The sequence below is a fragment of the Rubritalea marina DSM 17716 genome (assembly GCF_000378105.1).
In the GTDB taxonomy this organism is placed as follows: Bacteria; Verrucomicrobiota; Verrucomicrobiia; order Verrucomicrobiales; family Akkermansiaceae; genus Rubritalea; species Rubritalea marina.
On sequence record NZ_KB899248.1, the window covers coordinates 198,088 to 224,851 of the forward strand.

19 protein-coding genes and 1 tRNA gene are annotated in these 26,764 nt (G+C 51.3%); 9 read left to right on the forward strand and 11 right to left on the reverse strand.

Translation table 11 applies throughout. The annotated features are described in order from the left end of the window. The first annotated feature begins 43 nt into the window (after nucleotides 1-43). Together F454_RS0102270 and trxB are read left to right on the forward strand one after the other, a co-directional pair. Entirely contained in the window at nucleotides 44-1,051 is a 1,008-nt protein-coding gene (locus F454_RS0102270) for a zinc-binding alcohol dehydrogenase family protein (RefSeq protein WP_018968998.1), read from the forward strand. A gap of 144 nt (nucleotides 1,052-1,195) precedes the next feature. Next, the gene (gene trxB, locus F454_RS0102275; protein WP_018968999.1) at nucleotides 1,196-2,149 is read left to right on the forward strand and encodes a thioredoxin-disulfide reductase; all 954 of its coding nucleotides are present in this window, start codon (nucleotides 1,196-1,198) and stop codon (nucleotides 2,147-2,149) included. A 62-nt stretch (nucleotides 2,150-2,211) separates the two neighbouring features. Here trxB and F454_RS0102280 read toward each other — a convergent pair whose 3' ends face one another. Further along, entirely contained in the window at nucleotides 2,212-3,651 is a 1,440-nt protein-coding gene (locus F454_RS0102280; protein ID WP_018969000.1) for a sulfatase family protein, read from the reverse strand. 150 nt (nucleotides 3,652-3,801) lie between these two features. Between F454_RS0102280 and F454_RS0102285 the strand changes: the two genes are divergently transcribed. Continuing rightward, the gene (locus F454_RS0102285; RefSeq protein ID WP_018969001.1) at nucleotides 3,802-5,334 is read left to right on the forward strand and encodes a YifB family Mg chelatase-like AAA ATPase; all 1,533 of its coding nucleotides are present in this window, start codon (nucleotides 3,802-3,804) and stop codon (nucleotides 5,332-5,334) included. A 2-nt stretch (nucleotides 5,335-5,336) separates the two neighbouring features. Here the strand turns inward: F454_RS0102285 and F454_RS0102290 are convergent, their stop codons facing one another. Then, complete coding sequence (locus F454_RS0102290; protein WP_018969002.1) at nucleotides 5,337-8,306, reverse strand: tetratricopeptide repeat protein; 2,970 nt, start codon at nucleotides 8,304-8,306, stop codon at nucleotides 5,337-5,339. 280 nt (nucleotides 8,307-8,586) lie between these two features. Here F454_RS0102290 and F454_RS0102295 point away from each other — a divergent pair, with 280 nt between their 5' ends. Further along, entirely contained in the window at nucleotides 8,587-9,108 is a 522-nt protein-coding gene (locus F454_RS0102295; protein ID WP_018969003.1) for a hypothetical protein, read from the forward strand. A 441-nt stretch (nucleotides 9,109-9,549) separates the two neighbouring features. On the opposite strand, the gene F454_RS13870 is transcribed toward F454_RS0102295, so the two are convergent. The 4 genes from F454_RS13870 to hisS form a co-directional block, all read right to left on the reverse strand. Continuing rightward, nucleotides 9,550-10,122 (reverse strand): site-specific integrase, encoded by a 573-nt coding sequence (locus F454_RS13870; RefSeq protein ID WP_156817095.1) that lies wholly within the window; start codon nucleotides 10,120-10,122, stop codon nucleotides 9,550-9,552. Between the two features lie 49 nt (nucleotides 10,123-10,171). After that, a complete protein-coding gene (locus tag F454_RS13875; RefSeq protein WP_018969006.1) occupies nucleotides 10,172-10,465 on the reverse strand; it encodes a type II toxin-antitoxin system Phd/YefM family antitoxin in 294 nt (97 codons plus the stop codon). 159 nt (nucleotides 10,466-10,624) lie between these two features. After that, nucleotides 10,625-12,454: an aspartate--tRNA ligase gene (gene aspS, locus F454_RS0102315; protein ID WP_018969007.1), complete on the reverse strand. Its 1,830-nt coding sequence runs from the start codon at nucleotides 12,452-12,454 to the stop codon at nucleotides 10,625-10,627. A 70-nt stretch (nucleotides 12,455-12,524) separates the two neighbouring features. Beyond that, nucleotides 12,525-13,775: a histidine--tRNA ligase gene (gene hisS / locus F454_RS0102320; protein ID WP_018969008.1), complete on the reverse strand. Its 1,251-nt coding sequence runs from the start codon at nucleotides 13,773-13,775 to the stop codon at nucleotides 12,525-12,527. Nucleotides 13,776-13,923: 148 nt separating this feature from the next. Here hisS and nuoB point away from each other — a divergent pair, with 148 nt between their 5' ends. The 4 genes from nuoB to F454_RS0102340 all read left to right on the forward strand — a co-directional run bounded on the left by nuoB (nucleotide 13,924) and on the right by F454_RS0102340 (nucleotide 16,045). Then, a complete protein-coding gene (nuoB, locus tag F454_RS0102325) occupies nucleotides 13,924-14,454 on the forward strand; it encodes an NADH-quinone oxidoreductase subunit NuoB (RefSeq protein WP_018969009.1) in 531 nt (176 codons plus the stop codon). Nucleotides 14,455-14,457: 3 nt separating this feature from the next. Beyond that, on the forward strand, nucleotides 14,458-15,021 hold the full coding sequence (locus F454_RS0102330) for an NADH-quinone oxidoreductase subunit C (RefSeq protein ID WP_018969010.1): 564 nt from the start codon (nucleotides 14,458-14,460) through the stop codon (nucleotides 15,019-15,021). A gap of 107 nt (nucleotides 15,022-15,128) precedes the next feature. After that, a complete protein-coding gene (locus tag F454_RS0102335) occupies nucleotides 15,129-15,428 on the forward strand; it encodes a Dabb family protein (RefSeq protein WP_018969011.1) in 300 nt (99 codons plus the stop codon). An 80-nt stretch (nucleotides 15,429-15,508) separates the two neighbouring features. Next, nucleotides 15,509-16,045, forward strand: coding sequence for an ATP:cob(I)alamin adenosyltransferase (locus F454_RS0102340; protein ID WP_026292652.1), 537 nt, complete (start codon nucleotides 15,509-15,511; stop codon nucleotides 16,043-16,045). A gap of 312 nt (nucleotides 16,046-16,357) precedes the next feature. Here the strand turns inward: F454_RS0102340 and F454_RS0102345 are convergent. Beyond that, nucleotides 16,358-16,445, reverse strand: a tRNA-Leu gene (locus F454_RS0102345). Nucleotides 16,446-16,667: 222 nt separating this feature from the next. Continuing rightward, a complete protein-coding gene (locus F454_RS0102355; RefSeq protein WP_018969013.1) occupies nucleotides 16,668-17,177 on the reverse strand; it encodes a peptidylprolyl isomerase in 510 nt (169 codons plus the stop codon). Between the two features lie 132 nt (nucleotides 17,178-17,309). On the opposite strand from F454_RS0102355, the gene F454_RS0102360 reads away from it, so the two are divergent. Then, complete coding sequence (locus tag F454_RS0102360; protein ID WP_169334296.1) at nucleotides 17,310-18,302, forward strand: COX15/CtaA family protein; 993 nt, start codon at nucleotides 17,310-17,312, stop codon at nucleotides 18,300-18,302. A gap of 1 nt (nucleotide 18,303) precedes the next feature. On the opposite strand, the gene F454_RS15470 is transcribed toward F454_RS0102360, so the two are convergent. The 3 genes from F454_RS15470 to F454_RS0102375 all read right to left on the reverse strand — a co-directional run bounded on the left by F454_RS15470 (nucleotide 18,304) and on the right by F454_RS0102375 (nucleotide 26,574). After that, on the reverse strand, nucleotides 18,304-20,025 hold the full coding sequence (locus tag F454_RS15470) for an MbnP family protein (protein ID WP_018969015.1): 1,722 nt from the start codon (nucleotides 20,023-20,025) through the stop codon (nucleotides 18,304-18,306). 26 nt (nucleotides 20,026-20,051) lie between these two features. Continuing rightward, the gene (locus F454_RS0102370) at nucleotides 20,052-24,947 is read right to left on the reverse strand and encodes a YHYH protein (RefSeq protein ID WP_018969016.1); all 4,896 of its coding nucleotides are present in this window, start codon (nucleotides 24,945-24,947) and stop codon (nucleotides 20,052-20,054) included. Between the two features lie 127 nt (nucleotides 24,948-25,074). Continuing rightward, nucleotides 25,075-26,574, reverse strand: coding sequence for a prenyltransferase/squalene oxidase repeat-containing protein (locus F454_RS0102375; RefSeq protein WP_018969017.1), 1,500 nt, complete (start codon nucleotides 26,572-26,574; stop codon nucleotides 25,075-25,077). Between the last annotated feature and the right edge of the window lie 190 nt (nucleotides 26,575-26,764).

Sequence of the window (26,764 nt, forward strand, 5' to 3'; positions counted from 1 at the left end):
GTCTCTGGACAAATTTAGGCTGATTTGCTAGTGGTTAGCCCTTATGAAATCGTTTGCATATCAATCTGCCTTCAGCCTCGATTCTGGGCAGACCTTACAAGAGCTTGATCTACCACAACCAGTCGCTCAAGGGCATGACCTTCTGGTGGAAGTGAAGGCCATTTCAGTGAATCCAGTGGATGCCAAGGTGCGTCAATGGATGTCTGCAGAGCCAGGCAAAGCCAAGGTTCTCGGTTGGGATGCCGCTGGAGTGGTGAAAGCAGTTGGCGATAAGGTAAGTGATTTCAAAGTAGGTGATGAGGTTTGGTACGCAGGGGATCTCACCCGCCCGGGAAGCAATGCTGAGTTCCAGCTCGTGGATGCACGGATTGTAGGGCGCAAGCCAAGTTCCTTGGGGTTTGCTGAGGCTGCAGCAATGCCGCTCACCACGATCACAGCGTGGGAGATGCTCTTTGACCGCTTGGAGGTCGAACGCGAACATTCCGATAAAACGATTTTAGTGATTGGTGCAGCTGGCGGGGTTGGTTCGATCATGGTTCAGTTGCTCAAGCATTTCACCGCACTCAAGGTCATTGGCACCGCATCACGTGCGGAAACTGTGGCCTGGCTCAAGGAGCTAGGAGTCGATTATTTGGTGAACCACCGTCAGCCCGTTGCTGAACAAGTCCGAGCGCACGGGATCAAAGAGGTCGACTATGTCGTTAGCCTTACCAATACCGAAGATCACTACGAAAATATCGTCGATATTCTCAAGCCTCAGGGAAAGCTAGGTCTGATTGATGATCCCAAGGAACTCGATGTCGTGGCGCTCAAGCAAAAGTGCATCTCGCTCCACTGGGAGTTTATGTTCACGCGCTCGATGTTCCATACCGATGACATCAATGCTCAACACGAGCTGCTCAATCAGGTTGCCGAACTCGTGGATCAAGGGAAGATCAAATCCACATTGGGTGAGCATTTTGGCGAGATCAATGTCGACAATTTGATGCGCGCGCACGCATTGCTAGAATCCCAAGCTGCGAAGGGAAAGATTGTCTTAGAAGGCTTCTAGATTGAGCTGTCATTCGCAGCCTGCAGGAGACCCTAGGCATGATGCATTACGCTAATACTATCTATCAGTGAGGATCCTTGTTATTTCGAGTTGCGGGCATAGCATTCCTAGGCATACTTCTCCCATCAACGGAATGATCCCTATATGGAAAACGTAATTATTATTGGAACTGGGCCTGCTGGATACACGGCGGCAATCTACTCAGCACGTGCTGATTTCTCCCCATTGGTTCTCACTGGCGCGCAGCCAGGTGGCCAGCTGACCACGACGACCGATGTAGAAAATTTCCCAGGATTCCCTGAAGGTGTGATGGGGCCTGAGCTCATGCAGAAGATGCAGCAACAAGCTGAGCGCTTTGGTGCTCGCGTGCAGAACAGCGTGGAAGTGACGAGCGTGGAACACAATGAAGACAAATCCTTCACCGTCCATGCTAAGCAAATCTTTGGCTCCGAGACAATGAGTTGGGACACCAAGACCGTGATCATTGCTTCTGGCGCTTCTGCCAAGTACCTCGGTATCGAAGGTGAGATGGACCTCGTGAAGAGTGGTGCCGGCCTCACAGCCTGTGCTACCTGTGACGGTGCATTCTACCGCGACGTCCCGGTTGCTGTGATTGGTGGTGGCGACACTGCTGCTGAGGAGGCAACCTTCCTGACCAAATTTGCCAGCAAGGTGTACCTCATCCACCGCCGCGACGAGCTACGCGCCTCTAAAGTGATGGCACAGCGCGCATTGGACAACGAGAAGATCGAGCCAGTGTGGAATTCACAAGTGACGGACTACCTTCTCGATGACAACGGCCGCATCCGCGGAGTCAAACTGGAGAGCACCGTCGACGGTTCTGAGTCCGAGCTTCCAGTAGAAGGTGTGTTCATGGCGATCGGTCACAACCCGAACAGCAGCTTCCTCAGCGAGGAGCTAGTGGACAAAGACGAAAGCGGCTACTTGCTACAGATTCCTGGCAAGACAGCGACCAAGACTCCTGGTATCTTTGCTGCTGGCGACATCGCTGACACAGTGTACCGCCAAGGCATCACTGCTGCAGGCCAAGGTTGTGCCGCAGCACTTGAAGCTGAGCATTACATCGCGGCTCTCTAATTCGAGTAGAATAGATCCTTTTCAATCATCGCGCAGTTGGGCATTCCAGCTGCGCGATTTTTTTATGCCTCCGCTTTTCCTGGCTCCTTCTGCTCAAGTTCGCGCTTCGGGAATCTCTGCAGGTAATGATCGAGCCTCTGGCGCATCATCTCGAGTTGCTTCTCATACTCGGGGGACTTGGCGCGGTTGACCTTTTCGTTGGGGTCGTTTTTCAGATCGTAGAGGCATTCGTAGGGTTTTTCTTGGTCGTAATAGACGGCGTACTTGTAACGCTCGCTACGTACTCCATGCCAGTTTTCGAAAAGCTTAAAGTGGTGTTCTACAAAGGTATCTTGGCGCCATTGCTCAGGGGCTTGCCCTTTCAAAAATGGGGTGAGGCTTTTGCCTTGGTACCCTTCGGGAATTTCTAGCTCAGCCAGATCGACAATGGTGGGTGTGAGGTCGATGTTATTGACCAAGTGCTCGACCACATTGCCACGACTTTCTTGTGGTACACGTGGGTCGTAAATGATCAATGGCACGCGAAGTGATTGTTCGTAATGGTTCCATTTGCCCGCCATGCCGCGATCGCCCATCATCAATCCATTGTCGGCGGAGTAAATGATGATGGTATTGTCGGCGAGACCTCGTTGCTCTAGCACCTCGAGGACGCGTGTCATGGCATTGTCGATACCTGTGACCATGCGGTAGTAGGCGCGCATGTTTGCTGTGTACTTTTCAGGAGTGTCCCAGCGCCAGTAATAGCGTTTTCGATTCAGCTGGTCTTTGTCTTTGAGGAAGTCGGGTGCTTGGTCGTAGTATTCTGAAGATGCAAGTTTGGGAGCCGGAATCTCAATGTCCTCGTAGAGCCCGTCGGCTGATTCGGGCCATTGAAAGTGAAAGCCTGGGCGGCGGTCGCCATCTTCCGCATGGGTGGCATTGAAACCAATTGATAGGCAGAAGGGAGTGCCCTCGGGGACCGATTCAATAAAGGTGATTCCAGAATCCGCACAGAGGTCGGTTTCATGTCGTTTACTCCCATCGGCGAGGGTCTTAATAAACGGGTTGCGGTTGATTGAATGGTAAAAATCTAGGTAGGAATTCATCGTGGCACCTTCGAACTGCACCCCTAATTTTCCTGCGACTCCAATTTGGTATCCTGCTTCCTTCAGCAGGGCCGGGTAGCTTTGTTGCACAAGAGCCTTGGATACGGGATCCTCTAGAAAGTTATAGCCATGGGTGCGTTGGCTCACACCGGTAAGGATGCTAGCGCGGCTCGCGGCGCAGATGGGTACTTCGCAAAAGGAATTCTTGAAGCGTGTGCCTTGCATCGCCAAGCGGTCAATCGTCGGGCTCTGCACAATTGGGTTGCCATAGCAGGCTAGGGCGTCGTCACGTTGGTCGTCTGCCAGAAAAAAGATGATATTGGGGGGAGACGCAGCAGTGCTGATGGAGGATAATGAGAGCAGTGCCGGAAAAATAAGGCAGTGTGAGAAGTCTAAAAAATGACGAAGAAGTGGCATAGAGGTACTTATCGTATACGTCTATTCTGACCTTGTGTTTCATATGATTATGGAGCTTAGCGTGAAGTTGGCTTTTTGTTCGTTGATAGTACGAACATACGAACTTGATCGACCTTGCTTCTAGACTAGGCTGCGGTTACCCTGATAGATATGTTAGTGCGCCTATTCTCAGCGGCCTTGCAGGGGGCGGATGCGATCGAAGTCGATGTCGAAGTGAATCATGTGAATCGTGATAAGTCGTCGATGCAGATTGTTGGGCTGCCTGATGCTGCGGTGCGTGAGAGTGCCCAGAGAGTCACCAGTGCGGTGGTGAATACGGGCTTGCTGGTCGCGATGGGCCAACACACGATCAACTTGGCACCGGCTGACCTACGCAAAGAGGGACCCAGCTTTGATTTGCCTGTGGCCCTAGCGATTGCGAGTTGTGGGATGGAGGTAGTAATCCCATTTCCTGAGCGTTATTGTATTGTGGGGGAGCTCGCCTTGGATGGTCGGGTTCGGCCAGTCAAGGGGGTGATTTCAGTGGCACTGGAGGCAATGGCACAAGGGCGAACGCGTTTGATTGTGCCTTCTGCAAATTGTGAAGAGGCGAGTTTGGTTGAAGGGATTGAAATTTATGGGGTCGACACACTAGAGCAGGCCTGGAAGCTACTCATTGGGGAATTGGTGGCAGCGCCACACACGCGCCGAGAGCATGGTACAGTGGATGACTTGATGAAGGCAGACCTCTCAGAAGTCCGGGGGCAGCATCAGGTCAAGCGTGCGCTAGAGGTGGCTGCTGCCGGCGGGCACAATTTGCTCATGGTCGGACCGCCTGGGACTGGAAAGTCGATGATCGCCAAAAGGATCCCTAGCATCCTGCCAGAGATGAGTTTAGCCGAGGCAATTGAGACGACCAAGATCCATTCATGTGCTGGAGGCTTTGATCATTCCTCAAGCCTACAGCGTGAGAGACCCTTTCGGGCTCCTCATCACACGATATCGGACGCGGGGCTTCTGGGAGGTGGGTCAAACCCACTACCTGGAGAAGTGAGTCTTGCGCACCACGGGGTGTTGTTTCTTGACGAGTTGCCGGAGTTTCGGCGCCAAACACTGGAGGTGCTACGCCAACCGTTAGAGGATCGTTCGGTCTCGATTTCGCGGGCAGCTGGTTCGATCCGCTACCCCTGCAACTGTATGCTAGTGGCGGCGTTGAATCCATGCCCGTGTGGGTACTACGGCGATCTCAAGCGGATGTGTCGATGTTCGCCAAATCAGATCGAGAAATACCGCCAGCGAATCTCGGGGCCATTACTCGATCGCATCGATATCCACATTGAGGTGCCAGCGATAGAGTTTTCTGAACTCAGAGATGGTGAACGTGGAGAAAGCTCAGCATCGGTGCGCCAGCGTGTGGCGGCTGCGCGTCAGGTCCAACAGCAACGCTATAGTGGCTGCGGCGAAGTGCGTAGTAACAGCATGATTCCTAACAAACTAATGGACCAACATTGCGCACTGAGCCCAGAAAGTGTGGAGTATCTGGAAATGGTGATGCATGAGCTAAACTTCTCAGCGCGCGCCTACAATCGTATTCTCAAGGTCTCACGCACCATCGCCGACCTAGCAGCCAGCCCCAACATCGAGCTCAATCACCTGATGGAAGCCGTGCAATACCGCACCCTAGACCGAAAGATGATGGGGTGACATTAGTCAAGTTTGATAGCGAAAGGCGATGGTAGGTGTGGATTCTTTTCGCTGAAATTATGATACTGGATTTCAGCTTCATTTCTCCCCTCTAGCATAAGGGTTTCGAAGAATTCTTGTACGAGGTCGCTGGTTGTGCCGTAGCGTACCATCTTTTGGTATTCATTGTATGCAATACTGATAGGATTGGTAAGCACTTGATTGCGTACTGATTCAGCTCTTGGGTCGCTCGTGACTAGATGAAACACATAGTCGATAGGGGCAGAGCTATTAGGGAATTTACTATGGTACACTTTACTCGCTTTGAGAGCCTTATCCACATTCTCCAATTCAAGGATTGAGGGATCTTTTAAGACAAGCAGCAGAACCATCTCTCTGTGAGAAAGACTATTCTTAGCAATCGATAGCCATTCTTTGTGCGCTGGATAGGCTTCATAAACTTCAAGTATGGCATTGGCTGTGCAGAGTTCTGAGTATGCATTCTCAATTTCAGAGCAGTTTGCTTCTTTCATTGCGTTTTCAAGCGTTGCAATTGGCATACTCAGATCAACATTTTGACGCCATAAGGCAGCACTTCCTTGGCTGGTTGCTAGACGGCTAAGTTGAATGTGTTTACTCACTGGATCATTAAGCTGATCAAGTACATCTTGGTTATGTTTGATACGCACGTCGCTGTATTTGAGTACCTCTTGATGAGATTCTTTTTCTAGATTCGCTTCCCATTCAGAATAGTACTTGGCTTTCTCATTTGCTGTAGATTGTAACTTGGCGGCGAGTGAATTAATCTTCTCAGCGTCTCCCATATAATAGCTCCAGAAGACATACTGTCCGATAGAAGCCTTGTCTCGTGGTGCCAAAAGAATCGTTTTTTCGATGTATTGTTTCGCTTTCTGGAAATTAGGATGATCAGCCAGTGACTTCATCACCAAATCCCTTTCCGATTGATTACTATATAGAACTCTGAGGTCACTAATTGAACTAAGTTCAGGAAGGAATTCTTTTGAGAACTTTTTACCTAAAATGTCTAGTACTGCCGCCGTCATGAAATTGGACGCAGCGTTTGAACATAGAATACTATTGTTTGGCTCAAGTTTGAGAGCCTTCTCCATGTTTACAATTCCATCTTCATAATGAGTAAATTCACCAGTTAACGAAAAAAGGTTAAAGTGGACCAAAGCGGAGTTGTTCAGCATCGAGGAAGACTCAGGTAGGTCATTGTATCCAGCCAATGCTTTTCGATAACTGGCAATAGCTTCCTTGAGTTTACCGTCTTGCCATGACTTGCTTGCTTGGGCGTCATTCAGTCTGATTGCAATAGCTGGATCGTTTTGGTCCGCTTTCTTTAGCCATTCGATTGTTTCATCTTGATCACTCGCAAGAATCGATAGGAAAATAGCTGCTGAGCTCTTTTGTGGAGTATCTTGTGAGATAGCATAGACCTGTTCGAAAACTTCTTTTGAATTATTATAGTCTCCGACTTCGCGTAGGATCTGCCCGATCTGGCTGAGTGATTCGGCGTTATCTTTTTGAGTTTCGATAAGAGTGGTAAACAATTCATCTGCCTGCTCATTCTTTCCTAACCAATAATAAACCTGCCCCAAGAAGAATTGGTACTCCGAAGACTCACCTGCATAGCTAGAGATCTGTTTGAAGGTCGATTCAGCCTTCTCCAAATGAGCTTGTGATTTTTCATCGCTAGTATTTTGCCCTAAGCGTAGATAGGCTAAGCCCAGATCCATTAGAGCAGATGGTACATTCGACGTAGCTTCTAATTGAGCGTCTAAGGCATTTAATTTACTGCTGCGATCATAGTGTTGCGTGATATATTCGTCTACGAGCTTTTGTTGTCCTGCCTCATCCGCTTTTTCGTAAGAGGTGTAAAAGCTCTCTGGAGCCTTGCCGTCATTTAATTGCTCAATGGCTCGATTATAGAGTGAGTCAATGAGTGTTGAATACTGTGATTGTGCTGCATGCCATAGCTTTGCGCGCGGTCTCGTATATGCTTCAAGCTGTTCAGAGGCCTCTGCGAATGAGCCCAAACTGAGTAGCGCGCTGCCGTAAACACGTGCTAATTCAGAACCTGCATTGAATGGTTGTTGAGGTTTCAAGATTGTCACAACCCCCTCCGAGTTACCTATCATTTCGTAGAGTTTAGCAAGAGCGGAAATATCTTTGATAGATGGACTTGGGTTCTCTAGGACTAAACCCTCCAGTATTTCCTTCTGTAGATTCACCCACTCAATGTCGCTACCAGCATACCCTCTAACTAGCTTGATCATTGCTATTGCGGCTTCTGGATCAGTTGCCTGGAATGATTTAGCTTTTGATATTCCAGAGATGTATATGTCTTGGTGATGTTCTCTGAAATGCGAATCCCAATAGGGGGGGGACATCAACATCTTTGTGGCCTGTACTTGGTCGCTAGGTGAACCGTTCTCTATGATCAAAAGGATTTGGTCGTGATACAGTTGGATGATTTCGTTTTCCTTTTTATCTGAAATGTCAATTGCATCGGCAAGGAGCTGCGCAGCTTCGAAATACTTGCCATTCGTAGCAGCTATTTCAGCTTTGGAGATCTCTCTCCCAGCCTTCATTTCTGGTGAGTTATAATAAGAATTTCCTGAGAAAGTGAGGATACTCCCAAGAATCAATGCCGCCGCCACTTTGTTCCATAACCTGCCTTTAGAATGAAGAGGAACTGCTCCAACGAAATGCCATCCGCCATTTTCAGCATCGCTGACTACATAGGACTTTAGTCGAAAGATGGGGAGGAAGAGCGCTGTCAGAGTGTGATCCTTGATATAGAGCCCAGTTTCAGGGTTGTAGTCACGCTTACCATGCATCGAGAGTCCAAAGCCATTGAGTGTGTATGAGCTTGGAGCTGATTTAATCAGCTTCATATTGGGGAACTGGTAGTTGATCGTCTCTTCAAATTTTTTCAGTTCTGCTTCGTTGTCTTCGATGGTGTCCATATGAAATATAATTTATGGTAAACTGATGATATGTGTTAGTTCTGTCGATCTAAATCTAACAAAATAGTGGTGGAGGTGTTCATCTATATCTCTTGACAGAATCAGTTTGATACCGTTAGTACTCAGGCATGCTTCTGATCTTGTAAATCAGCTTCTTGGAAATATCGGGCTTCTGCTCGTCGGGTGGCTCCGTCATGCCAACCTTTTATAAAATTGCCTTTTGGCAATGTGTGTCGGCGATACAGTCGAACTATGTACACACGACAACTTATAAATTATTTTGAACTACAATAAGTCAGATCTTATCGATGCTGGGTTTCAAGACTGTCCTGCACTCGATATCATTTACCAACACGGTCTTGAAATGATCCATTCGGGACGAGTGAAATCGCTCTCTTATCTGATCAAGCAATTGAAGCGAGAGTTTCCGGAGCACCACGCAGTATTGAAGATGCGCAGTGAGCCTGCTACTTTAGAGTTATTAGTGACTATTGGAGCTGTGACTCTAGTATCTGGAGGGGCTGGAGGGGCTGGAGGGGCTGGAGCTTACGTGCCATCTGCATATGGCTCAATGCAGGTATATGTTGGTGGGAAGATGGCAACTACAGTCGTTGGTGAATTAGGTGCAGGGTTCATCCTGACTACTGGTACAGCGGGTTACATAGATGGTTATACAGGGGTAGGGCTACCTGTAGATAGTTTAGGTCATATGGGTAAAGCATATGAAGTGGGGCAAGCTGTCGGGACGTTATCGAGTCACTTGAAATCGACAGCTAAATCATCTTCAGGTAAAAAGAGCTGAAATGCAATATTTGCCAATACTAATAGTTATTTGGGCTTGTACGTTTCTTTTTAAGCTAGCCTTAAAAAAAGCGATTAATGTAGATCTCGGCATTATCGGGCACTTTTCTATATTTTTATTTATCGCATCTATTTTTATAGGAGGTACGTACAAAGAATTTTCAATGAAGCTTGTTGGAGTGTACTTTTTCCCTGATTTCCTTTTGTTTTCATTGATACTAACTATCTTATGGGGCCTTAGAATGAAGAGGCAGTAGATTAAAAGCCAACTAGTCAGTAGCAGAGCTTAGTTTTTTGACATCAGACAAGCCCATTAATGCAGCCTTCATTTTTAGCCTACTACTGACTATGTTTTCTTTCTTGTCTAGTCGTAGACTAGGTGTGAGGTAAGTTTTCGAAAGAACTTGATCTAACTACAGTTGAATGCGCGCACGATTATATGCTACAGACCAAGCTTATAACTGGCTGCTGCATCCCAACTCTCTTTATTTCTTATGTAGCGCATCAAACTGTCGTCTGATTTCCAATTGCCCTGGGTTTTGATGGATTGAATAGATGCTCCATTCTGAGCGGCCGTGGATGCAAATCCACTGCGTAGAGAATGGGGCGTGTACTTTTCATGATGCTCAAGTTCCAGCAATTGAGTGTACTTTTGTATCATTCGATACACAGCCATAGAGCTTAGTTGAGACTCACCAACCTTACCTGATTTGTTCACCGGTCGGAAAAGATATCCATCGTTAATCTCTGATAATCGTAGCCAATCTGTCATGGCCTGAACCGGACAGGTGATAGGGACTTGGCCACGAGCGATACGAATTATGTGACCGTGTCCCACTTGATCAGTCTTACTATTCGGGATGTAAATCTCGGCGCCTTCGATGACCATCCGAATATCACGAATCTGGATCCGAATAAGATCTGACCGGCGGAGAGCAGACGAGAATCCAATTAAGAGCATTGCTCGATCACGAGCACCAAGGACTACATTCTTCTCTTCACGAGTGAGAGTCACAATTGCTCTAGCAATGTCAGTTGTGATTTCTTTGGATTGTGAGGTACGCTTAATGCTCTTCCTTGGGGTAATGACTCTCGTCTTCCGCTACTTTGTTGGGAAATAGATCGTCACCATAGAACGCATCATTGAGATCTTCCAATGGGCCGTCGAAGTCTTCAGGAATACTTATGCCCAGATGCTTGCCGATGCCTAAGCTCCTTTGAGGTGCTTCCTCTTGCTCGATGGCCACAAGCTTCACGACGGGCTTGTGGCGATTGGCAATAATGACTTCCTCACCAGCGAGTGCCCGCTGAATCAATTTCGAGAGGTTGGTCTTCGCCTCATGAATAGTGGAGGTCATATTAGCTAAGTTAGCTAAAAGTCGTTTCTAAGTCAATAGGTTAGAGGGTGTCGAGAGGCTCGTTCGCCAGAAGCATGAGCCTTTGAATAGACACAAAAAAGCTCCGAGGAAAGATCCTCGGAGCTTTGTTTTGAATGATTTTAGACAGCGTCTAGAGCTTTACTTAGCAGCTGGTTGCTGTGGCTTCTTGAGGCCTTTCTCGTCCTTGTTTGCGGTGCTCTTGACGTAGAGTTCGCGGAGTTGCTTGAAGTCAACTTCTGCTGGGGAATCGGACATGAGGTCGGTGCCTTTGTTGTTTTTCGGGAAGGCGATGACTTCACGGATCGAGTCGGTGCCGCAGACGAGCATGGCGACGCGGTCGAGTCCGAGTGCGAGACCGCCGTGTGGTGGTGCACCGAAGGAGAAGGCATCGAGGATGTGACCGAACATGGTCTTCTTCTCTTCTTCTGTGACACCGAGGGCCGTGAACATGGCGTCCTGGAGCTCGGCTTCGTGGATTCGGATGGAACCACCACCGAGCTCGTAGCCATTGAGCACTACGTCGTAGGCTTGAGCACGGAGGCCTGCGTATTCGCCAGCTTTGAGTTTTTCTTCGTCTTCAGGAACTGGGCGGGTGAATGGGTGGTGGACAGCGTGCCAGCGGCCTTCTTCTTTGTCGAAGTGAAGGAGTGGGAATTCTGTGACCCAGAGGAAGTTGAGGTCGGTGTTGCCTTCAAGCAGGTTGAGGTAATCAGCACACATGAGGCGCACGCGGCCGAGGACGTCGCAGACGGTGTCCCAGTCGCCAGCACCGAAGAGCACGAGGTCGCCTTCTTCGATGTTGAGCTTGGTCTTGAGTCCTTGAAGTTCTTCTTCGCTGAGGAACTTCGTGATTGGTGAGCGCCAGTCCGCTGGCTCTGGGCCGCGGGCTTGGATGTAGGCGAGTCCCTTGGCGCCTGCTTCGATCGCAGCTTTGGTCATCTTGTCGATCTGACCAACAGAGGCGGAGTTGAGTCCCTTGGCATTGATTGCTTTGATGCAACCGCCCGCTTTGAGTGCGCCAGAGAATACCTTGAATTGTGAGTTGGCGAAGACGTCGCCGATGTCGGTGAGGTGGAGACCAAAGCGTGTGTCTGGCTTGTCGGAGCCGTAGGTGTCCATGGCATCTTGGTAGGTGATGCGCTCGAAGGATGCTGGGGCATCGGCTCCGATGGATTCTTTGAAGACGCGGCCGAGGAGCTTCTCGGTGAGGCCGATGATGTCGTCTTCGGTGACGAAGGATGCTTCGATATCGATCTGGGTGAATTCTGGCTGGCGGTCAGCGCGGAGATCTTCATCGCGGAAACAACGTGCGATTTGGAAGTACTTTTCGACACCACCACACATGAGGAGCTGCTTGTACTGCTGTGGCGCCTGTGGGAGTGCGTAGAAGCTACCCGGAGTGAGGCGTGATGGTACGAGGAAGTCGCGCGCACCTTCTGGTGTGGACTTGGAAAGGATGGGAGTCTCGATCTCGAGGAAGCCATCTTCGTCGAGCACGTCGCGCGTGGTCTTGGTGATGCGGTGGCGTAGCTGCATGTTGCGCGCCATTGCTGGTCGACGGAGGTCGAGGAAGCGGTACTTGAGGCGGAGGTCTTCGTTGTTGACTGGCTTGTCGAGTGGGAAGGGGAGGACTTCAGCACGGTTGATGACCTTGACTTCGGAAACGATGAGTTCGACTTCGCCGGTGGCGATCTCGGTGTTGAAGGTCGACTGGCCGTCGATCTCTGGGCGTTCTTCCACGGTGCCAATTACTTGGATCACGTCTTCCGCGCGGAACGACTCAGCGAGCTCAGAATTCTCTTTAGAGTTCTCAGGCTTGAAGACCACCTGGGTCACACCTTCACGGTCGCGAAGGTCGATGAAAATGAGGCCAGCGCCTTGGTCGCGCTTGGATTTCACCCAACCGATGAGGGTGACGGATTTGCCGATGTCGGCACGGCTGATGCCATTACAAGTATGAGTTCTCATGATGAAAAATGATTATTTGAAAGTGTGTGTACCTAGATACGTGGAATTGTCGAGTCTAAGCTGTTTATGATTAGAGATGCTTGAGCAAAGCATCAAAACTAGGGATGGAAGTTTTCTCACGTGTGCTTAAGTCATTGACTTGGAGTTCTGGGAACTCGTCACCGATAATGACTGCTTTCGTGGCACCTAGTTTTTCTGCGGTCTTGAATTGCTTGTTAAATTTGGCTGGGGTGAGTGGGTACTCTACCTTGTGGCCTTGGTTGCGGAGCTCGGTAATGAGCTTGAGTGCGTTGGGGCGTTGTTCTTCATCTGCGATGACTACGAAGATGTCGCAGGGGGCCTGGGTTTTGAGCCAGGTATCCATCTTGGCTTTGGCATGTGGTGTTTCTTCGATGAAGTTGCGAATCACCACATCGCCCATGGCGAAGCCGGTGCAGGGGAGGTCGACGCTTCCGTCTGAAAGTGTCTTGAGTAGGTCATCGTAGCGGCCACCACCAGCGATGGCACGCATGCTGTGTGAGGTGTCGAAGATCTCGAATACTGTGCCAGTGTAGTAGGCGAGACCACGTACAATGGTGAGGTCGAGCTTGATGTAGGCGCCTAGGCCTCGAGCCTCAAGGTTTGCTTGGATCGCTTTAAAATCGTCAGAAGCATTCTCGGGGTTATTGATGAAGCCTTTGACTTCGTCGGCTGTGAGCTTGAACTTAGAAAGTTTCTCAGCGAGCACCTCCGGCTTTTCGCGCTCGATTTTGTCGATGATCGCGAGGAAGCCCCCGACGTCTTCGATGTTTTTCTCTGTGCAGTAATTGAGCCAAGATTGGCGATCTGAGGCACGGATGACGAAGTCGTCGGCAGTGAAGCCAAGTGCGAGCATGGTATCGATAGCGAGTGCGATGAGTTCGGCATCCGCAGCTGGATCACTTTCCCCGATAATGTCGGCATTGAACTGGATAAACTCACGGGTGCGGCCTCGCTGCTGACGTTCGTAGCGGAAGCAAGAGCCGATCTCGAACCATTTCATCGGCTTCGGGTAGTTGCGCTGATGTCCAGTGACGATGCGCGCAAGTGAGGCGGTGAGCTCTGGGCGTAGGGTGACATCGCGGCCTCCCTGGTCTTCGAATCGGAATAGCTGGGTGTTGAGTTCCTCGCCAGTCTTCTTCTGGTACAGGGCGGTAGGTTCAAGCATGGGAGCTTCGTATTCTACAAAACCATAGCTCTGTGCAGTCTGGCGCCAGATCGCAAAGAGGTAGTTGCGTACCGCACAGTTGTCTGGTGTGAAGTCGCGAAATCCAGGTAGTAGTTTGATGCTCTTATCGGCCATAGGCCGCAGACCCTGCTACTAATGGTTTGAATTTTCAAGACCAGATCTGAGCTCCTTGGAGAATCCCTGAAAATTTCTGATTAAGCTTGTGCCGTAGAAATCAGGACTTAGATTGTTAGCTACATTAGAAATCCTTTTTCTCACCGTCATGGTTTCACCCACTCCTCAGACAAGCGACTACGCTTACGATTCAAAAATTGAAGGCAATGTGACCTTCACCCAACTGGATGCAGCCATCAACTGGATGCGTAAAAATTCGCTTTGGCCGATGCCGATGGGCTTGGCATGCTGTGCAATCGAATTGATGGGAACGGCAGCATCTCGCTATGACATTTCTCGCTTTGGTGCTGAGGTGATGCGCTTTTCTCCGCGCCAGGCAGATGTGATGATCGTTGCTGGAACCGTGACCTACAAGATGGCGCTTGCCGTGAAGCGTGTGTGGGATCAAATGCCGGAGCCGAAGTGGTGTATTGCCATGGGGGCCTGTGCCTCTTCTGGCGGGATGTACCGCTCATACGCGACCTTGCAGGGGATCGACCAATTGATCCCAGTGGATGTCTACATTTCTGGATGCCCACCGCGTCCTGAGGCTCTGTTGGAAGGGCTCATGCGATTGCAGGCGAAGATCGAAAAGGAAGAGTCCGTGAGCAATTTAAAGAAATCTACTGACCAGGCATAAGTGATGAGTTCGATGATTGATGCGATTCAAAATATGTTTGGTGATGCGGTGTTAGGCAGCCAAATATTTCGAGGTGAAGACACGATCTCTGTGTCCTTAGAGAGAGCTCATGAGCTTTTAGCATATTGCCACGGCGAGCTTGGCTTCAACTTTCTTGTGGATGTATGCAGTATCGACCACGAGTCGAGCGACCCACGATTTGAAATGGTGTACGAGTTGGCATCGATTGATGATTCTCAACACTTGCGGGTGAAGGTGCCTGTGGCCGAAGATCAATCGGTACAATCGGTGATCGATATCTGGCGTACAGCTGATTGGCATGAGCGCGAAGTGTACGACATGATGGGGATCAAGTTTGATGGCCACCCGAACCTCAAACGCATCTTGATGTGGGAAGGGTATCCATTCCACCCATTGCGCAAGGAATTTCCCCTGGCAGGGAAGCCATCTGAAATGCCAGATGTTGCTTTTACTGGTGTCGCGCCAATGGAGGGCGGGCCATTTGTGACCTGTTCCACAGCCACGGATACGGTGTCTGGTGAGCCTCGCGCTAAGGGAGAAAGTTAGTGTGATCTAGCTTGAATTGGTGGCACCGATGTTGCTATTCAGGCCTAGGTGTGACCTAGGCCTCTTTTGTTCTTGGCAGCGGGTAGAACATGGGTGTTAGCTGTGGCATGCAACACCATGTCTATTTCTGGTTGAAAGAAGAATTTCAAAACGATGCCTCACGCGCCGCATTTGAAAAAGGTCTCCACAATGTGAGTTCTGTCCCAATGATTGCAGGAGGCGGCTGGGGAAAACCGGCTCCTACGCCTGAGCGCCCAGTGACCGATAAGTCATTCGACTACGGTCTTTACCTTAGCTTTGACAACATGGAAGACCACGATGCGTATCAGATCCATTCAGAGCACGATGTCTTCCTCGATGACTACAAGCATATGTGGGAGAAAGTCTTGGTCATGGATGTGGATTAGACCGCAGCGAGTAAAATGATAGAATCAATGAATGATCACTCCAACACTGCCTAACGAGCTGTTGGAGTGTTTTTTTAGCCATGAGTATTAGTACAAAACGCGGTGATTCCGGGGAGACCGATCTGATGTTTGGCAAGCGCGTGCCAAAGACGCACCCAAGAGTGCGGACCTGCGGCGCTGTGGATGAACTGAATGCCCAGCTAGGGGTGGTGCGAGCATCCGATGTGTCCGATGCATTAGAGCAATGCATTGATAAGATTCAGAGCCATTTGGTTGGCCTGATGGGGGTGGTGGCTACCGATAGTGATGACCATCAAAAGTATGCTGATAAAGGATATCAGGGGATTGCCTTGTGTGATGTTGAGTGGCTCGACGGGATTGTGCACGAGGTGGAGACGGTTCAGGGGCACCGCTTCCGCGGTTGGTCACGACCTGGGAGCCAAGGCGCCCTTGCCGGAGCAGCCCTTGATGTTGCCCGTACGGTGAGCCGCAGAGCCGAGCTCATGAGCTGGGAGATTGATGATGCAGAGCTATCAGTGGCGCGCCAATTTCTCAACCGACTTTCCGATGTGCTCTGGCTGTTGGCGCGAAGTCGCGAAGCCGGTGATGCATCGTGAGATTGGGGTGCTCCCGTTCTTTATTTAGACAGCAGCTGCGGGGCAGGTAGAAACAACAAAGGCCTTCAGAGTTACTGAAAGCCTTTTGAAAGAATGGTGCTCGAGGGGGGAATATCCATCGCTCCGCTCAGGCTCTGCGGTCAGCCCATTACTCCACCGCAATGGGGAGCTTAGGTCGCGAGAGGCTCGCTGATGCAGTCAAACCCGGGATCCTCGCTGGGCTCGTCAGGGGGGTCTCATCCCCCCTCTGGAGGTGTCAGAGAGATAGAAACAACAAAGGCTTTCAGAGTTACTGAAAGCCTTTTGAAAGGATGGTGCTCGAGGGGGGAATCGAACCCCCACGGCCGCAATGGCCACTAGATCCTTAGTCTAGCGCGTCTACCAATTCCGCCACCCGAGCAAGGTGTTGTTTGGTGTGGCGGTGTTGTACTCTGAATTGAATTTGAGGCAAGGATTTTTTGCATCAAATTCTGAAGTTTTTTTGACTGTGGTATGGCTAATTTGTTCTGTGGCACTGAGCTTCTGGGTGCTAGACAAAAAATCGCCAAACCAAGAGAATGGTTCGGCGATTGGGAATGGATTGATCGATGGCATTTGGATGCCATCTGATGGAGGTGACGGTTTAAGCCAGCACGCTATTCCAATCGGCAATGCGGTCAGCTTGCGCTTCGAAGAGAGCTGCTGTGTCGCCGTGGATGGTGATTTTTTCGATGTTGTCACCTTGTTGGATGGAGTCGATGACGTCCTGACCTTTGGTGGTTTCACCGAATACGGTGTGGCCTCCATCGAGGTGTGGTGTCGGAAGGTGGGTGATGAAGAATTGTGAGCCGTTGGTGTTTGGTCCGGCATTGGCCATGGATAGCATACCTGGCTTATCGTGCTTGCGGATGGCTGGCTTGCACTCGCATTCGAACTTGTAGCCTGGGCCGCCCATGCCTGAGCCAGTTGGGTCGCCACCTTGGATCATGAAGTTCGCAATGACGCGGTGGAAAACAATGCCGTCGTAGAAACCGCGCTGCGCGAGGTTGAGGAAGCTGGCACAGGTTACGGGTGCGTCAGCTGGGAAAAGTGTCAGGTCGATGTCGCCTTTGTTGGTAGTGATAGTGATGTTAATATCTGCTAGATCGCTCATAGTGGGTACGACTCTAGTGGCTTTGGCCTCAGAGGAAAGAGGAAAAGGGAAAAATAGCGGGATCTAGTACAGCGAAGCCATTCGATTGCGTTTGAGTATTGGTAGTAGCTGGTTTATGTAGGCGACATGCGCATGACTGTGTTTCAGAAGGTGGCTTTATTGGCCTTGATCTTCACGCTATTGTTGATGTTTGTGGGTGCGATTGTACGTGCAACGGGAGCAGGCATGGGATGTCCAGATTGGCCAAAATGTTGGGGGCAATACATCCCTCCGACTTCGGTTGAGCAAATTGATCCAGATTCCTTGCCAATCGAGAAGTATCAGGAAAAGGCTGAACGCCATGGTCGTGATCCTGCGGAAGTGACACGTGAGAATGTGCTGGCGGAGTTCAACCCAGTGCACACGTGGACGGAATTTATCAACCGTTTGTGCTCATTGCCAATTGGGCTTTTCACCTTGTTGACCTTGATCCTTTCGTTCCAGTTTATTCGCAAGCGGCCATGGCTGCCAATGTTAGCGACGTTAGCGACATTTTTAGTAGGCTTGAATGCCTGGATGGGGGCGCGCATTGTGTATTCTGGCTTGAAGCCAGGTACGATCACCACGCACATGGCCTTAGCGATTTTGTTGCTGTGCGTGCAGGTGACGATTGTGTGGTTGGCCAGTGAGACGCGCTGGAGGATCCAGGTCAAAGAAAGTGGTAAGCACCTCAAGTGGGTTGGCCTCGCCGCATTTTTGTTTATCATTGGTGAGGGGATCCTTGGGTCTCAGGTGCGTGAGATGACTGATGAACTAAAGAAGTCTCATGGGGATGCTCCTCGCATTGAATGGTCGGCTGAGCTTGAGCAAACTTGGATGTATTTGGTACACCGCAGTTTTTCTTGGGCAGTATTGTTAGTGACGGCGGTGTATTACTGGACATCGCGTAACGAACGTGTCGGTGGCGCAGGTTGGCACGAAAAGCTGATGGCTGGTTTCATCTTTTTACAGATGGTGTTTGGTTTGATTCTATCACAGGTCGGGATTTTACCGGTGATCCAGGTACTGCACATTGGGATTTCGTCGTTGATGGTGACGGTGTTTTTTCACTGGTTGCTCGGGGCGTTTGCGAGGCATTCTGAGTGAGTCACTTGCTGGGCTCGGTGCTCAAGCATTTGAGAAAGGCGACGAGGGCCGCTTGGTCATCGAGGCTGAGTTCGAGCCCACGCTTTGGGTGCTTTGCCAGGTTGGGGTCGAGTGTGGGGCTTTGGTGCATCGGCCCACTGTAGTGTTGGACAACTTCCTCGAGCGAGGCGAAGCGTCCGTCGTGCATGTAGGGGGCTGTGAAGGCGAGTTGTCGCAGGCTGGGGGTAGAGAATTTGCGCATGTCGCTCTCGATTCCAGTGACTTCATAGCGTCCTAGGTCGTCACCCTTGGGGCTGAGCCCATTGTTGTGGAATTGGTGGTCTGAAAAGTTTGCTCCACCGTGGCAATGAAAGCAATCAGCGCCGAATTTACCATTGCGTGGTTCATATTCGGTAAAGAATAGCTGCATGCCGCGTTGTTCAAGTTTATTGAGGGTGGCTTTGCCGGCCATGGCTTTGTCGAACTTTGACTGATAGCTGGTGAGGCTGAGAAGGAAGTTTTCGAGTGCGAGTGCGATGGTTTCTGCAGTGATAGGTTCAGCCCCGAATGCTTGGTGAAACTGAGCGGGGTAGTGCGGATGTTTTTCCAATCGTAGCACCAGTTGTTCGATCCCTAGATCCATTTCTAAGGGGTCTTCGATCGGCATCAAGACTTGTTGGCGCAGTGAGGTGGCTCGGCCGTCCCAGAAAAATTCGGATTTCCAAGCGAGGTTGAACAAGGGCATGGAGTGGCGTTTGCCGAGGGCGCCGTTGACGCCGGCTGACAGTGGGCGAGGGTCGGAAAGTGCGTGCGCGTCTTGGTGGCAGCTAGAGCATGAAATGCTGTGATCTTTGGATAGCAGCTTGTCGTGAAACAATGCCTGGCCCAGGGCCACACGTTCTACGAGTAGTGGATTGTCTCTGGGGAGGGCAGGTTTGGTGAAGAAGCGGCTGGTCTTGAAGGGGTAGGGGGTGAACGTTTCAGGTAAATACAGCGGGGCTACTTTCTTTGCGGGTGCCTGCCCGGCAGGGTAGTGCACTCCCAGAATGGTGAAGCAGCTTGGTAGGTTGTTGGTTAGGGCGCTGGCAATGCTATCACCTGGACCAGAGTGGGTGGATGCGCCGTCATGCACAAAGGATATTGGTCGTGTGGATCCTAGCAGTTTTTCTAAATCAAAGCCAATGCTTAGGGCGCTGTGGTCTTTGAGCTGAAACGCACCAGGGAGGCGGATCTGCGTGAGGTTTGAGTCGTTGGCGAGGTGGTAGACAAAGCCGGAGTGCTGGGAGGTATTGCGAAACTTTCCCTCGAGCGCTAGGAAGATGTAGCCACCCTGCCAGTTCCAATGCAGTTGGTTGAGGTTCGGGTTCAGTGGGTGATTGGCATCATATTGGGCAGGATCTCCATGATTTTGTTTTTTAGGGAGCCCAAGCTTCATTCTGAGTCCCTTGTATTGTCCGCTGGGGACGTCTTTGAGGGTGAAGCTACTGCGTCTTTTACTGTGGTCGATCCAGGCAAATTGTTCTGGAATGTCGATCCAGCTACCGTCCTTACTTTGCAATTCAAAGCCGCTGAGTAGGTAGCTGAGCCGACTGATCGAATAGGTCTCACCGGCATGCGTTTGATAACGCAGTGAGTGGGTCATGAGTGGCGCATTGCGATGGAGGTGGTTGATGTGGATGCTCAGCTGCCCGGCCATGAGGTGTTGGAGGCATAGTAGCTGGATTGCTAGGATGGTTTTGAGCATGGGAGGCTGGGGCTAGTTGAGATGGATTAGGTGCCTGAATTGTAGGTGTTCTGCGATTGCAGGACTCGCTCGCTCTGCCCTTGAGGGGTGAAGCGGAGCTCGAGGCGGTAGCTATCAATGCTGAGAGCATCAGGGTCAAAGCTTACGTTCACCTCTCCGGTACTTTCGTCATATCCCATGATGAGTGCTTCAGCAGTGTCGGCACTGACGCCTGTGGCGCTGACGACGGTGACTGACGAATACACGTCTTCGGGAGGCAGGGCTGGGGTGGTGCTGAAGGTGAAGGTGTAGGACAGTTGGCCTTCTAGTTGGTCTTCTATCCCGAAACCAGTGTCGTCGTAGGTGGGGTTGTCGGTTCGTTCGATGCGGTAGAAGGTGTTACTGGTTGTGAGGCTTGTGTTGATGGTCAAGCTGTTGCTGTCGGCCACACGATTGAGTTCATAGTCGGACCAGCTGTCGAGATCGTTGCTTTCTTCAATGGTGTAGGTGCCACCCTCGACTGCAGTCCAGGTGATGGTGATGCTATCACTAAGCTCGATGGAGGCAGGCTCTTCCTGGAGCTCGACCCCACCCTGGTCGTAGAATACTTCGATGGTGCCGTCGTCCGTAGGGACGAAGTCCACATTGTCGCTGTTGTCTGGGTCAGCAAAGTATTGTTGTGCGACATTGTAGGGGAAATAGAGTTCACCACTTTCGTCGATGTTGGTGAAGTAGGCCCAGGTTCCTTCGGGGAATTCTGGGGTCACGCAGAATCTGACATTCCACTGGTTGAGGTCGTAGTGTTGGTCGTCGTCAAAGTTGCCCACGCCTTGGTAGAGTGTGTAGCCGATGTCGCCCTTGAAGGCGTAATCTTCCATGAAATAGCCTAGGAAGTAATCACCATCTGTTGCGGGGCCATATTGGTTGATGTCGAGCGCGGCGTTGATTCCCTGAACTTCTGCAGCCCAATCAGGGAGCCTGTCACGGCCATTGCTATTCACATCGTAGGTGCCGTGATTGCCGTCACGTAGGATGAAGCCACTACGCATTCTGCGCACGCCACTTTCCGGGTCGTTGGGGTCGCTATATCCATAGGGACCATAGAGCGGGATGCCATCGCGAAGCCAACCGATGATCGGGCTGTGCGCCCCATTGAAGGATGGGTCGGTGTCGAGGACCTCGCTGTAGGTATTTGTCGCAGCATCGTAGTCGACGTTGTCGCCAAGTAGGTGGCGGATCCCGCTTGGGCTGGCGTGGTAGTGGAATTGGTCGCCAGCTGAGTGGCTATTGGATGGGTCGAAGGTGAAGCCTTCGGTGACTTTGGCATCGTGGTTCCAGACGCCATCGCCATTGCCCGCATTTTCAGTTGGGCCAGTGGGGATGCCATTGCCGCTGCCATCTTCATCGTTGTCCCAGGAATAGGTGTCTGATGAGGAGAAGAATACAGCGCCGTCGACCATGAGGCCGATCATCCCTCCCGAGAAATCAGTCTTGCTTGTGGTGAGGGTGGGAACGCGGGGGAATTTGTAGATGGATGATTGATTGCCAGGTAGATTATTGAAGAGTTCTCCGCCATTGCCGTACCAGGGACCCATGATGTGGGTGGAAAGGGTGGAGCCTTTGATGAACACGGAGTTGTCGGTGTAGGATATGTGTTGGGGACCAGCAAAGACTGGCGTGCTGACACCGTCCCAGGTGGTCATCGAGGTGCCAGCAGTGACGTCAGAGTTCTCACGGTAGATGCGTGCAAACTTGCTGGAGTAATCCGTGATCCATGATGCGAGGACTTGCTTCAGGCTGTCCGCTGGAGCGTATGTGTCGATGAGTTCGACAGTGAAGCTGGTACTGATCTGGTAACCATCGGTATCGCTCGCTGTGACGGTGATGACGGTTCTACTTCCGACGCTGGAGAATGGTGGTTCTAGGGTTAGAGTGCCGGCTTCTTCATCGATGTTGTAGCTGGCAAACACCCCAGCAGTTTCGACGTCGGCGACATAGCTATAATCCCCACCAAAGAGTGCATCGAGGTCGACAGCAATGACGTCTTCATTGGAGTTAGCATCGACCTCAATGTTGTTGCTGATTGGGGTGGTGACGATAGGGCCAGAATATTCATAGGCTCCGAGGTCCATGAGCGCATTGATGACGCGAGTGTGGCCGCGTATGTCGTAGGGGAGGACTTCTGCCGAGTCTCCATCTTGGTCCAGATCTGCAAGATCAGTTCCCAAGGAAAGTGCGTCACCGGCATCCACAGCCATGGAATCTCCAGTGAGGCGGAAATCGCCAGCGGAACTTGCCGAGGCGCTGGCCGTGATGGTGGTGAGGAATTGTGGGTCATTGGCTGAATTTGTCCCATCGAGGCTGCCGGAGCCAGTGGCTACTTGGCCCTCGATGAGCATGTTGCCTTGGGTGGTGATGCCGTAGACATTGGCATTGGAGGGTGAACTGTTGCCCCAGATGATGCTATTGTAGGTGGAGGCTGTGGCTGAGCCGTCGGCACCGAGACCACCGGCATAGCTTGTGATGCTGGATGAAGAGGCATAGTTACTTGCAATGGTCGAATTGAGTAGAGTGAGGTGACCGCTATTGGCGATGTAGATACCACCATAATAGAGCGCAGAGTTCCCTGTGATGACGCAGTTGTCTACCGTGGCGTCCTCATAGCCAAGGTACAAGCCCCCGATGCTACGCAGGGTTGAGTCGGTGGCTGAATTCCCTTGAATGAATGATGAGGTGATGCGGAAGCCTTCAGCATAGTTTGCACTCACCCCGCCGACTTGTTTGCCTACGTTGTTGATGATCTGGCATTCTGTGATGAGCAGCCCTTGGCCTCCTTCGGTGAGACTGATCGCGCCTGTTGTGCCGAAGTTCCCTTGGAAGATGCAGCGGCGGAGGTGGCCTCCGCCAGTCATAGCGCCCGCGTCTCCACCGTTGCCGGCGGTGATGGTGAACCCGTCGAGTGAGCTGTTGGGCGCGGAGGTGATGCTGACCACTGTTTCGGCGTTGGTGCCTTGAATGTTTGTCAATGGGTCGCTGAGTACCACATGGTTGACCATGGTGTCATTTTGATCGATATCACCTGAAAGAATGGTGATGTTAGCCTCCCAGTCACGTTGGCTACGTTCGCTTTCGCTGCCATCAAAGCCGCCGTATACTGCAAGGTTATTGGGTAGCTCAAAGCGACTAGAGCTGGAGTTTGCGGTGACCGTAGCAATGCCAGCTTCTGCTTCATCTGGATAATAGACTCCCGCGGCGACCCAGACTTCGTCGGCTGAGGCGGCTGAGGCAAGCGCGTCGTTGAGGCTGGCAAAGGCGGTGCTCCAGGACTGTCCGTCTTGAGTGGCTTCACCACTGCGATCGGCGTCTACATATAGAACGCTGAGTGTCTTGCTGAAGGCGCTAGTATCGCTTTGGGATGAGGTCACTGTGGCCGCAATCGCTGGGTCATAGGTGGCGATGCCGCTGCGTGTGATTTGCACATAGCCACTGCCATCATCGTCCGTAAACACTGCGTTCTCATCGGTTTGATTGGCAGTGAAGCTGGATTGTGTCGCCCAATTGCTATTGTCGCTGGAGGATTCCACGAGATAGGTACCTCCTTCGACAATATTCCAGGTGATGGTGACTTCATTGCTCGAATCTGATTCGGCAGATTCGATATTCAGGCTAGCGTTTGGCCCCGCGACAAAGTGGGTGGTGACGGATTCATTGACCGAGCTCACTGAGCCGTATTGGTTTGAGGTGTCGCCGTAATACTCAAAGCCGATGATGTATGGGAAACAGGGGGTGAGGGTGTCGTCTAGGGTGATGAAGTAGGCGTAGGTACCGTCAGGGAATTCCGGGGTTTTACACCAACGCAGGTTTTGTTCGTTGAGGTCGAAGTCTTCTCCATAGACATAGCTTTGGCTGTCGGCTGGGTTGATGAGATCGCCAAGGTATTCAAAGTCCTGCGCGAAGCTGCCGAGGACAAGGGTGTCTACCGTGGGGCGCGCGCCATAGTCTGCAGCTGAGGCATCAGTGCTCTGGCTGACATCCAAGCCCTGATTGAAGCGAAAGCGCGCGTACCATGTGGGGAGCATGTCCCTGTTGTCGTTTACCACATCGGTGCCATTGGCGCCGTCCCGGACGACGTAGCCCGATACCATGCGACGGATCGTGCTGTTGTTGTCATTGGGGTCGTCATAGCCGTACGGGCCGTAAATCGGGTAGCCATCTTTTGCCCAACCAACGATAGGAGAGTGGCTGGTCGGGGCGCTTGAGATTTCAGTGTAGCTGTTTGTGGCCGCGTCATAGCTGACGTGATCACCAAGTTGGTAGCGGAGTGCAATCGGGCTTTGGTGTGCGTGATAGACTCCGCTTGGTGGTTGGTGAGCATTTCCTGCGTCAAAGTTGAACGCCTCCTCAACTGGGGCGAGCTCAAACCAATAATATTCAGATTCGGTGGTGACGTGTTGTCCACTGGCTTCCTCAGTGTCAGCCCAGGCCTTGCCGTCGAGCGGGCCGTATGCAGCCATGCCATTGACGAAGATGCCAGCGTAGCCACCACCTAGGTTTTGGCGTGGGATACCAGAGACACTGGGTGAGCGCGGGATGCGGAAAATGGTTTGTTGATTGGTCGGGTAATTGATGTACTCGGTGCCATTCGGCTTGTACCAAGGCCCCATGGTGTAGCTGGCTAGACCACTCGAATAGACGTAGACGGAGTCGGTAGAATACTGCAGCATTTGGACGTCGGCGTAGACGGGGTCGGCTTGCTCGGTGCTGCTATCGGCTCCCCAGGTGGTGTTGCTGCTGCTGAGGTCTGGAGTGCTGTTGGAGAGGTAGGGGAAGACGCGGGCATAGCTTCCTGAACGGTCATCCATCCATGTATCTAGTTGGGGATCAGCAGTGAGTGACTGGAGGGTGAGGGCGGCGGTGTGTAGGTATAGGAGGCTGTGCTTCATGCTATGGTAGGATCGTATAATGTGGTTGTAGCAGATTAAAGATTAACACTGCATGAGTCGTGACAAAAAAAAGCGCACCATGCAGTGGTGCGCCTCTTGTTAAAATGGATTAGGAATCTAGCTGTGTTTAGTTCGTAGCAGATCCTGGGAGGAAGCGGTAGTACACCTCGAGCATCAATGTCGCAAGCGCAGTACGGTAGTGGATCGATTGCGGATTGTTGGCTGCGAATGTGGTAGCCACACCATTGATTGGGCCGCCATCAGCGGGTTGCTTGTAGGTGCCATCGTCAAGCTGGGCATTGATCAAGCTGTCGCGGAAAAGTTCGTTGTAGCGTGACCAGTACTTACCACCGACATTGATGAGTGCCTGACCGTAGTAGTAATGAGCGTAGAGGTCAGAGTCTGCGGTGTTGTAGTCAAAGGTGATGTTGTCGTGGATCCAACGGATACCTTTCTTCGCTGGGCCGCGTGTGCCTTTGCCCCATTGCTGCCAGCAAAGAACAGCACCGCCGGTCATGGTTGGTGAACCGATCACTGGAGTGTAGTGCACTGCGCCAGAATCACGCTGGGAAGCTTCGAGGTACTTGAGCCCCTTGGCTGCTGAAGAATCGATTTTCTTGATGCCCTCGATGCCTGTGTACTTTGCGGCTTTGATTGCCTGAAGCTGCCAGCAGGATACGGAGGTATCGACGTGGTAGCCTTCGGCGCCTTTCTTGATGTATCCATAACCCCAGCCACCTGATGCATCGTCTTGGCCGTCGATGAGGTAGTTCGCTGAGCGGCGCACGGCTTCTTCAAGGTTAGGGATTTCGAGGTTTTGTTTGCTACAGAGTGTGTATGCTTCAGCAATTGCGTAGGTGCAAATGGCGTGCTCGTAGGTCCAGTGCTTGTTCTTAAAGTCAGAGCCAAGGCGGCCTTCGTTCTTCATTGAAACATTGACGAGGTAGGAAATCGCTTTTTCAACGGTGATGCCGTACTCAGGTGAGGTGGGCGTCTCACAGTGGCCAAGGTAGCAAAGGAGTGCCATGCCAGTGTAGGCTACTGGGTAGGGGCTTTGGTCGTACCAGCCACCGTTGTCTTCTTGAGTGCGCTTGAAGTGGTCGAGTGAACGCAGCACCGCATCTTCAGACTTTTCTACACCGCCAGCTTTGAGGAGGCGTTCGATGCGGTCTTCTTTGGAGCAGCGCTTCTTCATGCTTTTTGGAAGGTCGCCCCATGAACCTGCATCTTCCTCAGCAAGGTCGGACCAATCTTCTTCAAATTCTTCGTCCGCACCGAAGTCCATGGCAAAGTCAGTGACTGCAAGATCTGGCTCTGGGATCGCGGTGTTGTCAAATGCGTTGGCTGAGATCACCTGAGCGATGTTTGGGGTAGGAGCCGTCGGCTTGCGCTGCACATTATTCTGTGTCTTAGGCTTCTTGGTTTGCTCTTCAGCAATGCTTGGCGGGTTGTAGGAAATCAATTCGGGTGGATTCTTGACGACCACCGCGAGGGAAATGATGTATAGGAGGAGGCCAATCAATAGGACGGCGAGGATCGAAATGATGATCGAGGAAATGGTAGATACCCTCTGCTGCGCCGCTAGGGCAGCCTTGGCTTCTTGACTGATTTCTGCGTGTAAACTCATGGCTTTATTGGGGTGGGACGTTAAAGTCTTTTGAATTGGCTGTCACTATTAAAGATTAATTAAGCAGTTCAGCCACGTCAGCTGGAACTCGGGGAATCTCATGAATGACAGTCTCATGGGGTGGGTTGTTTTAGACGCTCATTGGGGGCGTGACGATGATTATCAGTAGATTATGCAGAATTGGAAACAA